The 14,172-nt window shown below is 47.6% G+C and carries 17 protein-coding genes and 2 tRNA genes; 10 read left to right on the top strand and 9 right to left on the bottom strand.

The features are described from left to right. The first annotated feature begins 10 nt into the window (after positions 1-10). From WJU22_RS02720 to WJU22_RS02700, 5 genes are all read left to right on the top strand, one after another. Positions 11-1,315: a hypothetical protein gene (locus tag WJU22_RS02720; protein WP_341841753.1), complete on the top strand. Its 1,305-nt coding sequence runs from the start codon at positions 11-13 to the stop codon at positions 1,313-1,315. Positions 1,316-1,358: 43 nt separating this feature from the next. After that, entirely contained in the window at positions 1,359-2,177 is an 819-nt protein-coding gene (locus WJU22_RS02715) for a hypothetical protein (protein ID WP_341841752.1), read from the top strand. A 38-nt stretch (positions 2,178-2,215) separates the two neighbouring features. Next, entirely contained in the window at positions 2,216-2,401 is a 186-nt protein-coding gene (locus WJU22_RS02710) for a hypothetical protein (RefSeq protein ID WP_341841751.1), read from the top strand. Positions 2,402-2,544: 143 nt separating this feature from the next. Beyond that, positions 2,545-2,940, top strand: coding sequence for a hypothetical protein (locus tag WJU22_RS02705; RefSeq protein ID WP_341841750.1), 396 nt, complete (start codon positions 2,545-2,547; stop codon positions 2,938-2,940). Positions 2,941-3,152: 212 nt separating this feature from the next. Next, positions 3,153-3,584: a hypothetical protein gene (locus WJU22_RS02700; protein WP_341841749.1), complete on the top strand. Its 432-nt coding sequence runs from the start codon at positions 3,153-3,155 to the stop codon at positions 3,582-3,584. Positions 3,585-4,506: 922 nt separating this feature from the next. Here the strand turns inward: WJU22_RS02700 and WJU22_RS02695 are convergent. From WJU22_RS02695 to WJU22_RS02680, 4 genes are all read right to left on the bottom strand, one after another. After that, positions 4,507-4,965 (bottom strand): GNAT family N-acetyltransferase, encoded by a 459-nt coding sequence (locus tag WJU22_RS02695; protein WP_341841748.1) that lies wholly within the window; start codon positions 4,963-4,965, stop codon positions 4,507-4,509. 91 nt (positions 4,966-5,056) lie between these two features. Beyond that, the gene (locus WJU22_RS02690) at positions 5,057-5,632 is read right to left on the bottom strand and encodes a diheme cytochrome c-553 (RefSeq protein ID WP_341841747.1); all 576 of its coding nucleotides are present in this window, start codon (positions 5,630-5,632) and stop codon (positions 5,057-5,059) included. 125 nt (positions 5,633-5,757) lie between these two features. Then, entirely contained in the window at positions 5,758-6,537 is a 780-nt protein-coding gene (locus WJU22_RS02685; protein ID WP_341841746.1) for a LytTR family DNA-binding domain-containing protein, read from the bottom strand. Further along, positions 6,518-7,417, bottom strand: coding sequence for a sensor histidine kinase (locus WJU22_RS02680; protein WP_341841745.1), 900 nt, complete (start codon positions 7,415-7,417; stop codon positions 6,518-6,520). Before WJU22_RS02680 ends, WJU22_RS02685 begins: the two co-directional genes overlap by 20 nt. A gap of 397 nt (positions 7,418-7,814) precedes the next feature. On the opposite strand from WJU22_RS02680, the gene WJU22_RS02675 reads away from it, so the two are divergent. Further along, positions 7,815-8,951 carry a hypothetical protein gene (locus tag WJU22_RS02675; protein ID WP_341841744.1) on the top strand — a complete coding sequence of 379 codons (1,137 nt, stop codon included), beginning with the start codon at positions 7,815-7,817 and terminating at the stop codon, positions 8,949-8,951. Between the two features lie 234 nt (positions 8,952-9,185). Here WJU22_RS02675 and WJU22_RS02670 read toward each other — a convergent pair whose 3' ends face one another. Then, a complete protein-coding gene (locus WJU22_RS02670) occupies positions 9,186-10,010 on the bottom strand; it encodes a hypothetical protein (RefSeq protein WP_341841743.1) in 825 nt (274 codons plus the stop codon). A 27-nt stretch (positions 10,011-10,037) separates the two neighbouring features. Here WJU22_RS02670 and WJU22_RS02665 point away from each other — a divergent pair, with 27 nt between their 5' ends. Beyond that, a complete protein-coding gene (locus WJU22_RS02665; protein WP_341841742.1) occupies positions 10,038-10,298 on the top strand; it encodes a hypothetical protein in 261 nt (86 codons plus the stop codon). A 152-nt stretch (positions 10,299-10,450) separates the two neighbouring features. Here the strand turns inward: WJU22_RS02665 and WJU22_RS02660 are convergent. Next, positions 10,451-10,524 (bottom strand) — tRNA-Asp (locus WJU22_RS02660). Positions 10,525-10,586: 62 nt separating this feature from the next. Between WJU22_RS02660 and WJU22_RS02655 the strand changes: the two genes are divergently transcribed. After that, a complete protein-coding gene (locus WJU22_RS02655; protein ID WP_341841741.1) occupies positions 10,587-11,510 on the top strand; it encodes a glutamate--tRNA ligase family protein in 924 nt (307 codons plus the stop codon). On the opposite strand, the gene WJU22_RS02650 is transcribed toward WJU22_RS02655, so the two are convergent. Next, positions 11,503-12,123, bottom strand: a complete 621-nt coding sequence (locus WJU22_RS02650) for a GyrI-like domain-containing protein (protein WP_341841740.1) — start codon at positions 12,121-12,123, stop codon at positions 11,503-11,505. The genes WJU22_RS02655 and WJU22_RS02650 overlap by 8 nt on opposite strands. 105 nt (positions 12,124-12,228) lie before the next feature. On the opposite strand from WJU22_RS02650, the gene WJU22_RS02645 reads away from it, so the two are divergent. After that, entirely contained in the window at positions 12,229-12,564 is a 336-nt protein-coding gene (locus tag WJU22_RS02645) for a YegP family protein (RefSeq protein ID WP_341841739.1), read from the top strand. A 143-nt stretch (positions 12,565-12,707) separates the two neighbouring features. Continuing rightward, positions 12,708-13,640, top strand: a complete 933-nt coding sequence (locus tag WJU22_RS02640) for a Dyp-type peroxidase (protein WP_341841738.1) — start codon at positions 12,708-12,710, stop codon at positions 13,638-13,640. A gap of 93 nt (positions 13,641-13,733) precedes the next feature. On the opposite strand, the gene WJU22_RS02635 is transcribed toward WJU22_RS02640, so the two are convergent. Both WJU22_RS02635 and WJU22_RS02630 read right to left on the bottom strand, forming a co-directional pair. Continuing rightward, positions 13,734-13,820: transfer RNA gene (locus WJU22_RS02635), tRNA-Ser, on the bottom strand. 72 nt (positions 13,821-13,892) lie between these two features. Further along, entirely contained in the window at positions 13,893-14,138 is a 246-nt protein-coding gene (locus tag WJU22_RS02630) for a YdeI/OmpD-associated family protein (protein ID WP_341841737.1), read from the bottom strand. Between the last annotated feature and the right edge of the window lie 34 nt (positions 14,139-14,172).

The raw sequence follows: 14,172 nt of genomic DNA, 5'->3' as shown, positions 1-14,172 counted from the left end.
AACCACCACTATGCATAGCTATCCAACGAAATTATTTGCCGTCTGCGGTGTGTTTTTGTTCTGCTGCCAGTTTGTGGTGGCGCAGAACGGATCCAGGATCACGGCGCCGCAGGTACCTTGCAGCGAAACCGCGGATGCAGTTGCGGGGATTTATACCGATCACAATCAAACCAAATACCCCACCAGTCTTAAAGGAACGGCGGCCGAAAAGGCGGCGATCCTGAAAACCCTGATCGCCATCGAAAAACTGGAGGAATCCAGCCGGAGGGATTTTAAACTCACGGGATGCGCCGCCAGGGTGAGCTTTTCCAGGACATCCAACAGCAACTATGGAAAATTGAACGTTGCCGGGTACGGATATCAGTTAGGCGTGTACCAATATGTTTGCCATGTTACCGAACATCTGCCTAAGATCGTAGATGAATACAGGACCGTGATGCGGGTGGACATAAATCCTTTCATTTTTATCGGGGCGAAGGCAGGCGGTATCGGCGAGTTTTCCGTCACCGGTCAGTTACGCTACGAGATCCCGGTGGAAGCCAGGATGGGAGCCAATTTTGAAAGCGACAGGAAGAATAGCCCCAGCAAGGTATCCCAATATATTTCTGAATCCATCATGCTTACCGGCAGGTCGAATAACTATAAAAACAAGCACGCCGATTTTCTGAAGATCATCAATGGAGATGGTTTTACGGAAAACTGGTTGAGGGGGGACAGGTACGATCAGCGCAGGCCGGATGCCTATAAATGGATAGACCGGCGTTATCTGATCACCCGGCCCGGGGTGCCCTTGCTGATCCCGGTGAGCAGGAAGCAATACCTGGAAGACATGCTGGAATACCTGGAGATCGAAAAAGCGAATTTCAATTTCGCCCACGATAAATTGACGAAAGACGTCGCAAACGAGACGGCAGATTGGGCTGTGAAAAAAAGAGCGTTGCTGGAGGCAGACAGGCAGGCCTATCCCAAATTGTACGAAGCGAAAAAGGCGAAGTTGAAGGAGTTGCTGTCCGCCAAAAAGGAAGACTGGCTGCAGAAGCCCGCGGTAGTAGACAACGACAATAAAACCTACGATGCAAACAAGCGCCTGGAGAATCTCGGGCAGTTTTATGATGAGGAAGGCGAGTATTCGTCGGCATTGTATGTTTTAAACCCGGCGTATTTCACTTCCACGAATGGACAAACAACGAAGCCGTTGTTCATGGAAGTGCAGTTTCGTTACGAGCTCGGCAAGGACGAGGGTTTTTCTGCAAGGCTTTTCCAGAATTTCCTGGAAAATTTCGATCTGGCCGCGTTGCGGAAAATGCTGGATTGAAATTGCCGGCACATTTTTTTTGAAAATTTTACAAAACGAATATATGAGGGAAGCATTATTTTTTACGATACTCCTATTCACCTGCACGACCATCGCTGCGCAGCAGCAACGTTTCGACGTTATTTCCTATACGATGCCCCAGGGTTGGCAGCAGCAGCGAAGTGAAGGCGGTGTGCAATTGTCGGTTTCTGATAAGCAGTCCGGAGCTTATGCCGTTGCGATCATACTGAAGGCAAAGGAGGCGGCGGCAGGTGCAAACGAAAACTTCAAAGCCGAATGGGCGCAGTTGGTAAAAGGTACGGTTCAGGTCAATGAAGAGCCGGGCATGCTGAGCCCCGAAAGGGTAAAGGGCTGGGAGGTAGTTTCCGGAACGGCCCACTATACCGACGCCGGCCAAAAGGGCCTGGCTACATTGATGACGGCAACCGGTGGCGGGAAAATGGCCAGTGTGGTATTGTTGACCAATACGGACAAGTATCAGCAGGAACTGCTATCGTTGCTGAATTCCCTGGATCTGGCGGAAGCGGCGGAAGCCGGTCCGGCTGCAAGTGCGCAAAGTGGTAGCAATGCGTCTATTGTAGGCTTATGGGTCCGCTATACCATTGAGACCAGTGGTTATGCGAATGGGTTTCCGCAGCCTTCGGGTGGTTATTTCAGGAAGGAATATGCATTTTATGGTGATGGTACTTATTTGTTCCGGATGAAGAACTGGGCGGTGTATGCAAAAGAGATACAGTACGTCTACGAAACCGGTTCCTGGAAGCTGAGCGGCGATAAACTTACCATCACACCCAGGCAGGGGAAAGGTGGATGGTGGAGCAAGGCGAAAAGCGGGAAGACCAGCGGATGGGGAGCCTGGTAAAGAACGGCAACTGGAAGCTGGAGCCGGTAACGTATACCATGGAGCTGCATTACTTTTCAGGATCGAATGAAACGCAGCTGATGCTTCAGTCCGATTCGGAAACGGAAAGGGAAGGGCGGCAGGAAAATAACAAACAATCGTATGCACCCCGCGCAGCTGGCGGATCGTTGATTGATGATCCTCCTGGTATTGAGACGGGTTTTGGGAAGAAAGAGATAAAGTAAAAAAGATTATCGAACCGAAGACATCAAGGAAAAGAAAAAGGGGACGATCATTTTTTGATGATTTGTCCCCTTTTGCGTGTTATCGAACTTACTTTTATTTTGACTAATTTTAGTAGAAGACTCCCAGTTTAACTCATCCCTATATGCATCTGAGAATACAAAAAGCAAAGTTGCCGAAAACGCTGGCATATCCCATGAAGTCGTCTTTTCTTGAACAAATAATTCTGGAATCAAAATTTGATATTGCCAAAATCGAATATGTTGATTATTTCCCGAGAAAGGGATATGACTATTTGTTCGGCGCGCATTACAAAGGTGAGAAAGAAAGACAGTTCGCCTCTCCAGGAACAATTAACATAAGTATCCACGCGGTTCCGTTGCCTGAATATAAAAGGATAAAAAATGATTTGACTGCCATAATAGCGAATGAGTTCAAGCAATGGTTAAACTCATTAGAGGAAAATTTGTATGAGCTGCGTGACAGGTCACATGGTTTCCATGTTTGGGTCCGCAATAATCAGGTAGTTGTAGATAAGTAGGCTTAGTAACGGCTTGAATTACGATGAATGGCAGGCCACATATAAAGAGAACATTGTGAGGCAACAAATGAGGTTACCTTTAAGGGAGTATTATCGTGTACAAGATAATGCTGATAATATTACAGGACTGCCACCTAGAATGTTGGATGCTAGTAACAATCCTATTCTTCCGACATGGGTTCCTTCAGGTTGGTAAACATAAATTTAATACAATGAAAATTGCTTTTATTATTTTGACCTGCTTCACATCTTGTGCAGTAATTAAACAAACAGACAAAGTGAGATTTGAATATTATAGTGGTACTCAAAGACAAAAAGTAGTTTTGAGCATTCCTAAGGGGGCAACGCTAGTCAAAATTACGGCTGGCGGCGAAGGAGAGGAGCACCGTTACTGGTATGCCGATTCTTCAGTAATATATATATCTAACCTCACTGGGAGTGCAACATTAAATGCGTTGCTGATAAATAGGGAACAGAGCGATTATAATAGAAGATTTATGTCTGATACCGCTTCTTTTACTGGTACCGATGAAAAAGGAAATTATTGGAAAGAGGTAAAGAATGGTAATTTGTTATACGGTTACTCAAATGTACCAATCAATAAAAAGGAAATCTTTAATTATGCAATAACCTCATTGCGATAAAGAACCCTTGCAGATTCTGAAGTACCCATAAAAGTTTGCAGGAAGCAGCGGCTAGCATATGTCGAAAGTCTGGTTAAACGATGCTAGTATAATAGATAGTAAAATAAATAATAATGCCAGGGTTTGCAAAAATACATATGACGCGAAGGCTCAGTTTAAGTATGGAGACACCTGGCAGCACCAGTATGCTGTTGGAGATCGGAACTTATGATATAGGCATCATGGGGGCATTGTAGGTTAAAGTATACAGGATACTTGAAACCGACATCTGTCCGGTTTGTAATCATTATAATTTAAACAATGAGTATGATATGTATGTGGAAGATGATGTTATAAGATATGTTTCCATTATGAAAGATACAGAAGATTATTTTGCTGCTGACGGAGATTTTAAAATGTTTGAATAAACAAACAGCTTTATTAGCTTTCTACGATCGCAAAAAACAGGGTTATCGAACCGAAAATATCAACCCGCTATTCGCCCGTATCGCCCAACTACAGCGGGATCTGACAAAAAACGAAAAAGGGGACAATCACTTTTTACATGATTTGTCCCCTTCTGCGGGCTGGGAGGGACGATTATCGAACTTTTGAATTTGAATTCAAATAAAAGAATAGGTCAAACACTTTTGTATCAATCGAATATACATTTTCATCCTTCAGAGAGTCAAAGAGACCAGATTGTGGCGGTCTCTTTAATCTAGAATCACGTTTATCATGCTGCGAGCTATTCTACCCATTCGATTTCTCGTTTATTTTGGGTTAAAGACGATGTTTTCAGCCATAGCGCCAGCTGCTTCCTGATCATCAAATAGGAAGAAAGCGGAGTTTGTTATTTGAATCTGGACTGTAGTGGTTTGGTGGTTATCGTCACACGGAACGTGTCATATACACGCTTATAAAGGCGCAAAGTTACGGGATTTTAACTTTCTGCGGGGTTACGCCGGGCCCAGTCGGAGTACGTGAGTTCGAACTTGCTTTCCCCGTTGGCGTAGCTGCCGGCGGGCGACCAGCCCTGGAGGGTGTAGAACCGTTCGGCCCGGGTATTGGGAGCGGTTCCCAGTACCAGCGTGCTTTGCGTTTGCCGGAAATACCATTCCAGCATCAGCCGGTGCAGCTCCTTTCCTATTCCCTGTTCAGCGTAAGCCGGGTCTACGAATAAGGCCCATACGCTATTCTCCTGCAGGTCTACAATGGAGAAGCCTATAACCTGTCTATCAGCCTCACAAACCCAGCCCTTCCCCTTTTCGGTGATATAATACGCCACATCTTTATCCGTAACAAGATCGGGGTTGCTGAGGGTGTTTTCTTTCACCAGGTGCCTCACTACCTGCATTTGTTTAATATCCGTGAGTTCCGCGGTTCTGAAGAAGGTATGCATAAGTTGTTTGATTGGGGCTGCCCTAAGATACATAGTTTCATGGGAAGCGGCAAAATCCGGGTTGAAAGGCCTTCATACGAAGGCCTTTCTGCTAAAAATGCTGCGGTACCGGGGGGAAGTTCTTAACGGGTTTTGTTTGTTTCAGATAACTGAATATGGCATTGAGATCTTCATCGGTCATTTGCGTATAGTTTGTCCAGGGCATTGGGGGAAGCAGTGTGCGGCCTTTTTCAGCTCCTTTCAGTTTACCATGCCGCATGGCGGTTTTAAAATTCTCAGGGGTCCAGTTGCCGATGCCGCTTACATCGCTGGTGATATTTAAAGCGAAACTAATACCCCATGGCCCTGCGGCGGCCGTCATATCTTCATTGAACTGCGCGATGCCTTTTTTAGCCAGCGCTGTGTCAAAGGCCGCAAGGGGGCGGCTGGAAGGGTAGCCGGAAAGTTGTGTCTCCGGAATTACTTCAGGCCCCATTTTACCCATCCGCTTGGGAGAATGGCAATCATTACATCCCCCGATGGTGACCAGGTATGCTCCCCGATTTACCAGGGCGGCGGAATCTGAAGCCACTCCGCCGGGGGGATCATTATTAACTGAATTGCAGGAAAAAAGCAACACTATTAAAGAGCACGCTGCAAATGCTGAAGCCGGGATTAATCTGTTCATATTTGTTTCCACGTTAGTTGATGCGCAAAATTATTTCATTACAAACTTAGCCGCAGGAGGAGGATGACGGAGTCGTAAGTTGTAGCGAGCCAACCGTGGAAATCTGTGCTTAAATGGGAACGGTGCTATTTGCCAATCCAGTCTTTGAAAGCTGATACCTTTTCCCTGCTTACAACGGAATCTTTGTCAAAAGCGGGGACAAGATCCAGGTGCAGCCTGTTTCCCGGGAAGTTCTCTATTGTTTTGACGGATTTTATGGATACTAACGTTGAGCGGTTGATCCTGTAGAAATCAGCCGGATCAAGCATTTCTTCCTGCAGTTCTTCCAGCGTATAATCAGTTATATACTTACTGTTGGTGAAAGTTTTGAAAAATGTGATCCTGCCTTCCCGGAAGAAATAAGCGATATCTTCCGTTTGTATGCTTACCAGTTTATTCCCGGATTTTACGAGGAACCGTTTGCGATACTGATGTTTGTCAAGGTTCTCCCGAAGGTCATTCAGCAACCGGGCAACGTTCAAATTGGGCGAAGTTCGACTGGCATAATGTGACTGAAGGGTTTTGTGCTTGTTTAATGCCTTTACCAGTCTTTCGGGTTCTACAGGCTTCAGGAGGTAGTCCAGACTGTTCACTTCAAACGCCCGCAGCATGTACTGGTCGTATGAAGTAGTGAAGATAACCGGACTGTTCACTGTAACCTGGTTGAAGATCTCGAAGCACTGCCCGTCTGCCAGCTCAATATCCATAAATATCAATTCCGGCGCCGGATGTGCTTTCAGCCAGTTTACGCTTTCTGATATGCTCCGGAGCGTGGCAATAATTTCAATGTTATTGTCTGTCCCGGCAATCATTTTTATCAGTCTTTTAATTGCGAGATTTTCATCTTCAATGATTATTACTTTCATAAGTAGCGGGATTAATCAGGGGAAGCGTTACGGTAAAATATTGGTCGCCCGGCGCTATGGCAACACTGCGTTGAGACAGTAGCTGGTATTTGCGTTGAATGTTCTTTAGCCCTATTTTGTTAGACTGTACGGAAACTGATTTCGCCTGCTGGTTATTACGGACAACCAACTCTTCGTTATCGTTGGTATATACCTGGATAATAAGGGGATTGGATTCCATAATTACGTTATGCTTCACCGCATTTTCGACCAGCATCTGCAGCGTGAAAGGCGGGATCTGCCAATTACTGTATTGATCTGGAATGTCAATATCCAGTTGGATGGCAGATTCATACCTTGTTTTAAGCAAATAATAGTAAGACTTCAGAAACGCGGCTTCCACATGTATGGCGGTAAGCTCATGTTCGTTGTTCTGTAGCAGGTAGCGGTATACCTTGCACATTTCATATAAAAATTCTTCTGCTTTCTGCTGGTCTTCGGAAATGAGGGCGGATAATGAATTCAGGGAGTTGAACAGGAAATGAGGATTCACCTGTGATTTCAGATTGTCCAGCTCACTTTGCAGGGAGGCCTTCTTTGACTTCTCGGCTTCAATGAGCGATGCTTTCCATTTCTTTAACAGGTAAGTGCCTTCGAATACAGCGGTGGCAATAATATTCAATATTATACCAGCTAAAGATATGCTACCGAATTTTTCAGGCATATACGGCCGCCCTGCCGCACTGCAACACATCACCAGAATAAGATAGTTTATGAAAATGGTTATGGGTATAAAGATGGCCAGGGTTACCAATACACGCGGGCTTGTCTGGTTTACTTCAGGAAAAAGCTCCGGATAATGTACCCTGCTTTTGAATGTATAAACCAGGATGCGGGCCAAACGCCCAATATGATGGCTGTGGTTGTAAGGAAAACGCCCGGATCGGTCACATACTCCTTCCCCCAGATGAGCATTGCAATGATAAAGTAATAAGGCAACACGATAAATAGTACGCTTACGTCATAACGGGTAAGCTTGTTGCCACGCAGTGCATTGGTCAGACTGAAAACGGTTTGTTTTGCCATGTCACGGCAAAAATAGGGAAAAGAAGATAGTTTGTAACCTCTTCCCCTTGTAAGGCTGGCACTGCGCCGATGGTAAATACAATGCCGGCAGTGTTTATTACAATTCAGGCATCGGAAGTTACAATTCGCGCATCAACCAAATTTCACCTGTCCGCCTTTTATTTTCCTTTGCATCCGGTATTTACCCCGAAAAAAACACAAGCACGCATTTTATGAAGCTAATTCATTCATTCCTTTTATTGACATTCATCTCATTGTTCATGGCCTGTAAAAAGTCGCCGGCTGAAATTGAGGACCAGGTTATCAAACCGGTTAAAAGAAACGCCGGTGTCATAGTGGGACCGGCCGTAACCAAAACCATTGGCACCGGTGGCGGTACATTGCAGGCAAACGGTGTGCAACTGGTCATCCCAGCGGGAGCTGTCAGCACACCCGTCAATTTCAGCATTCAACCCATTGAAAACACATTAACCGGATCATCCCGTAACGCATTCAGACTACTGCCGGAGCATATTCAATTCAAAAAGCCGGTAATAGTTGTATTCAGGTACGAGGCATCGGAAACCGCCGGCACCGCTCCTGACCTGCTGCACCTGGCATACCAGGATTCGACCGGCTTCTTCCGGATGGTCATGGATACGGAAAGGGACGAGGCTGCACGTACGCTTACGGCACATACCACCCATTTTAGTGACTGGACTTACGTTGAATCCCTAAAAATAGAAACGGATCGCAGTGAGTTAATAGTTGGTGAGCAGGCGCATTTAAAGCTGATGTATCATGAAATATTGCTTAACTCGCTGGAAAAAGATCCGCCGATTGGAGCGTATGTAGAATACAATATCCGGTCGCAGATACCGCGTATACAATGGAAAATGGGCGCGGGCGCAGGGAAACTGAAGCCGGACGGTATCAATTGCTTGTATACCGCTCCCACCGCACTGTCTGCCGTAAACCCGGAGCTGGTGAGTGTTTACGTTCCCGTCTGGAATACGGCGAAGAAAGATTACAGCAGGCAGGCCATCCTGACCGTTCCCCTGACTGTTATGGAAGACGAATTCCTGGTCTATACAATGGATGGCATCGTCTACAAAAACAAATCAGCTGATTGCACTACTAATGAATGTCTCAAAATGGAAGCGGATAACTTTTACATCAATGCGGAAATGAGCGGAGGTCAGTTTATCCTGATCCGGTTGTTGGGAGATTCTTTCGGGCAACGCTCCTACCCTTACGGACTGGATGACGATCAAAGCTATATGCACATTGGAGGAACGGAAGAATGGGACTGGGTTACCAGCAAAACGCCCTGTCCAACCTGCGAATTACAACATTCTTCCGGGGGGTAACCATTACACGGTACGATGCAGTTGGAGGTTATGTGGAGGGTAAATTTACCGCTGAAGTATGGTACCAGGATGGTAGTTACAACCCTCCAAAGAAAGAAATATCCGGCCAGTTCAGGATAAAAAGAAAATTATAAGCTGTCTGTTTCTACACCGGATGAATGAGGAAGGTACGGTCAACCGTACCTTCCTGCATTAAAGCCTGATAATTAACGCCGTTAGCGCACTGTCATGCAATTATTTCTTTTTCGGCGGAGGAGGCGGCATTTTGGGAGGCTGCTGCTCGTATTGGTACATCAGGTTGATCTTGCCATCTTTATCAAACCTCCATATTTCATGCAGTTCTTTAGTTGATTTCCGTCCTTTGGCATCTGTTGAAATCTCACGGGTCCATATCAATACCCATTCCTCATTATGATCCCTGCTCCTGAGCGGTACCCAGGCATGCACAGAATCAACCACCGTGCCCATTTGCCGCCTCACGTTGTTAGCCATCAGGATAAGACTGTCCCGGTTCCCGGTAAACATAGAACCATCGGAAAAGATCATAGTGTCTGTTTGTGCGAAATAGTCCTTTGAATTGTTCATGGTGTTGTTGTCCCAGTTCTTGTACATGTTGAGGAGCGTCATTGCGTTCCTGGGATCGCCGATTTCAAAATCGGAAGAGTAATCCGGCGTGAAAGGATAATTAACGACCTCCTTTTTTACCGGTTCGGTTACAGGTTCCTTTTCAGCTTCCGACTTCGTTTTGTCGGTGCCGGTATTGCAGGCTGTTGCCAATGCAATGACCGCGAAGAGATACATCTTTCTCATAAAAGAAATTTTCTTAGAGGTGAAGAATGTATAGGATAAGGCTAAAAAAGTGGAGGAGGAAGTACGGAGAGATGAGGTTGTTATAACTACTTGAAAGTTAAGCAATTTCAGGGTCAATTCAAAATGATTGGGGTTAGCTGAAATGTGCAGTCGATAATGTTGATTATCAATAGAATAATTAGCCAGATCCGCGCCTGATGCATTAAGTAAATAATATAGGGTATCCGTGTCCCCATCAGGAATATTCATTCAATATGGAAATAAACAAAGAATGTTATGATGAAGAAGACAGCTTTGCACATCATTTCCAGCGCCCGGAGGAGCGCCTCGTTCAGTAAGGGCTTAAGCTCGGCAATTGTTGACTGGTTAATCGGAAAGCAGGAAATCGATACCGTAATTGAAAGGGACTTAACCTGGGAAGCGCCGCCGTATTTGAACGGCACCTCATCGGCGCATTTTACAAAGATCCCCGCACAGCCGACGAGGAAGAACGGCGGTATTGCAGTATTGCAGAACTTCTGCTTTTTGAAATGCTAAAGCAGGTATTTAAAAAGCAGGTTTGTAAATGTTATTTATTTCAGATGAATTGTTAACCTCCGTAAAGAACATTGAAAACAAAAGGGAACTCGACTAAATACTCGACTAAAAACAGAAAACCCGCGCCTAGCGCGGGTCTCTTCTAAATCGTGCGGACCGGACGGGACTCGAACCCGCGACCTCCGCCGTGACAGGGCGGCATTCTAACCGACTGAACTACCGATCCATTCCGTTAACCGGGTTGCAAATATAGCGACAAGTCCCGTAATTTTACAAATCATTTTTTTTATGCCGCTTTCCGACACTTCCCACATCGCCCAGGCACCCCGCCTCACCCGACTGGCCCCCACGCCCAGCGGATTCCTGCATGTGGGCAACCTGCTGTCGTTCGCCGCCACCATTGCTCTGGCAGACCGTTTACATGCCAAGGTCCTCCTCCGTATCGACGATCTCGACCGCGACCGCCTCCGCCCCGCGTACCTCCAGGACATTTTCGATACCCTCCACCACATGCACATCCCCTGGCACCAGGGCCCCCGCGATCCGGAAGACTTCACCGGCAACTGGTCCCAATCCCTGCGGATGGCGCGCTACGCCGAATTCCTGGACGCCCTCCGCGCAGGAGGCCACCTCTTCGCCTGCGATTGCTCACGCACGCAACTGGTAGACGGCAACTACCCAGGCACCTGCCGCCATAAAAACATCCCGCTCGATCAACCAGGCGTAGCCTGGCGGCTCATCACCAGCCCGGATGCGATCATTCCCATGCGATCCATCGGGAAGAAGCGCCCACCCATGCGGCTACCGCCTTCCATGTACGACTTCGTGGTGCGCAAGAAAAACGGAGAGCCCGCGTACCAGCTGGCTTCCGTGGCCGACGATCTCCAATTCGGGGTAAACCTGGTGGTGAGGGGCGAAGACCTTTTGCCTTCGACCCTCGGCCAACTCTATCTCGCGTCGCTGTTGCCGCCCAATCCGTTCCCGCAGACCGTTTTCTGGCATCACCCCCTGCTGGAAGGCCCTTCGGGCCACAAACTCTCCAAATCCGCAGGAGACACTTCCATCCGGTTCATGCGCGAACAGGGGATGTCGCCCGCCGAAATCTGTACCGCAGCAGCCAGGATGATCGACCCCGGCGCAAGGCCACAAAATGTACTGGAACTGGGAAATTGGCTCCTGCAGCGGGAAGGAGCGGATGATCGAATTATTTGACCGGCTCCCGCAAAATCGTTTTCAATTTCTCCGGGGCGGTTTTCCGGAAGTCAGAAAGGTAGATTTCGTGATGTAGCCCGTTGTGGGAAAGGTTTTGAGCCACCATGTACTCATGCATCACCTGCAGCGACTCACCTTCACGGCTAAACGGCCCTTTATGCAGCATCTGCAGCGATTTCCCTTCATGCATGCGAAACAACCGTACGTCTTTCGCTTTTTCTACCCCTTTTTTCGACGCCGCGGCAATACCGGCGGCAACATCTTCTTCCGTTACGAAATCGGGAAGCCGGATGAGCAACCGGTACGACCATTCGCTCCGCGGCACCCTGGCCGGCGCATCCGCCATCGTAAGGCCGGGATGGGCGTCCATGTCGAACCACCACTGTCCCTCGAGTTTGGCTACGGTAAAGTCGTTTTCACGCGTTTTACAGCGGAATTTAATGGCATAGGCCACTGGATAGAGGGTGGCGATGTTGGCGGCGAACGCTTCGCCGGAAGGGTCGCCGGAGCCCGTCAGGGAAAGGTATTGCGCCGGGCCGAAGTCCACGATTTCCGGTTTGGAAACGGCGTTGTAATAGGTTTTGAACTTTTTTGCAAGGTCCATTTTTTCCATGGGAACTAATTTTGATGCAAATAAATAATGGGGTGAGACAACCTTATGTCAGTAGCAATGATTGTTTATTTTTATTAACTTTCGAATCAACTAAAACAACATCCTATGAGTAAATTTGTCATCACCAAAAGATCGAACGGAGAATTTCAGTTCAATCTGAAAGCCGGAAACGGCGAAGTTATCCTCACCAGCGAAGGATATTCTTCCAAAGCAGCCTGTCAGAACGGTATCGATTCCGTTCGCAACAATGCCCGGCAAGACGAGCGTTTCGAGCGGAAAACGAACGCCGGCGGGAAATTCTACTTCAACCTCAAAGCTGCCAACGGCCAGATCATCGGCACCAGCCAGCAATATTCCTCGGAAGCGAGCCGCGACGGCGGGATCGATTCGGTGAAGAAAAATGCGCCCGATGGCGAGGTGGACGATCAGTCGGCGGCATAATACAATATCTGGATTTTCCACATAAAAGGGCCTGTTGCGAACAGGCCTTTTTTTATGCCTGGTAGTGGCCGTTTCCCGGCAGGATGTTCCATTTAAATCCCCATACTTTCGTACATTCATTTTCGCATAATCCGGACTTGCCCATGACCGTACACACGCAAAATGTTACCGACTATCCCAACAATAATACCTGGTTCCTGGTTTGGAACTTCAGGGAAAACGTTCCGGCGGAAAAAGTAACCGCCGTTTTCCGAAGGATCTGTGCCCTGGTGATCAATCTCAATAATTCCGCCCTCGACCGTTTCCCCGATGCAAAAGCGAGCTGCGTGCTGGGGATCGGGTACGACGCCTGGCTGAAACTGGGCCTTCCCCAACCACTGCCGCGCGAACTGAAAAACTTTGAAACCATTGCCGGTAGCAAGCATGCGGCTATTTCCACAAAGGGCGACCTGCATTTTCATATTCGGGCGGATGAGAAAAGCCTTGCCTACGACATGACTTCGGTCATTTCCGCGCACATGAAAGAAATCGCTGATTGCGCCGTGGAAGTGCAGGGCTTCCGGTATTGGGACAGCCGGTCTATCCTGGGATTTGTGGACGGAACGGAGAATCCGCATGGAGCGGACCGTGAATTTTTTGCGGTGGTAGGAGAGGAGGATTCGGCCTACAAAGGCGGGAGCTATCTTTTCGTACAAAAATACCTGCATGATCTCGCCGCCTGGAAATCGCTGCCCGTCGAAGAGCAGGAAAAAGTGATCGGCCGGTCGAAGGAAAATGACATCGAAATGGACGACGACGTGAAACCGAAAAATTCGCACATCGCGCTGGCCAATGTCGGCGACGATTTCAAGGTCGTGCGCGACAATATGCCATTCGGCAACGTTTCTTCCAATGAAATGGGGACTTATTTCATTTGCTATGCCAGTACGTTTTCAACCGTGGAAAAGATGCTGACGAATATGTTCATCGGTAATCCTCCAGGCAATTACGACCGGATCCTGGATTTCAGTACGGCGCAAACAGGTACGTTGTTTTTCGTGCCTTCGCTGGACATGTTGGACGGGTTCGGGGGATGATGAATCGAAACCGGCATATGGAAGTATTGTTGCAGGAAACGCCCTAAAACCAAAAATGCCCAAAGACCGAAGTCAATGAGCATTTAAAGCTTGCGGAGGAGAAGGGATTCGAACCCTTGATAGGCTTTCACCTATACACACTTTCCAGGCGTGCCAGTTCAACCACTCCTGCACTCCTCCGGCGGTTGAATTATTCAATTCAGGGTTGCAAAGATAGACTTTTGTTGAAACTTTCCAATTTATTTTTCGGATTTATTGGCCATTGTAGGCCATCCGCATATAAACCCCGCCTTTCTTCAGCTCGTCGAGCATCTGCCGGAGGCGCTTTTCGCGGGTTTCTTCGCGAACGGCGCGGGTGATCCAGGACAGGTAATCGTTTTGCTGATAAGCTGGCCGGGCTTCGTATTTTTCCATCAGCCCCTCGCGCTGTAAAGCTTCCGCAATATATTCGGGCATAGGCTGAAGTGGTCTTTTGAGATTGCTGAAATCGCGTTGCATGGTTAAATGGTGAAGGTTTTAGCAAATATAAGGA

Origin of the sequence: Chitinophaga caseinilytica (assembly GCF_038396765.1) — a bacterium.
In the GTDB taxonomy this organism is placed as follows: Bacteria; Bacteroidota; Bacteroidia; order Chitinophagales; family Chitinophagaceae; genus Chitinophaga; species Chitinophaga caseinilytica.
This window is presented reverse-complemented; position numbering and strand designations above follow the sequence as displayed.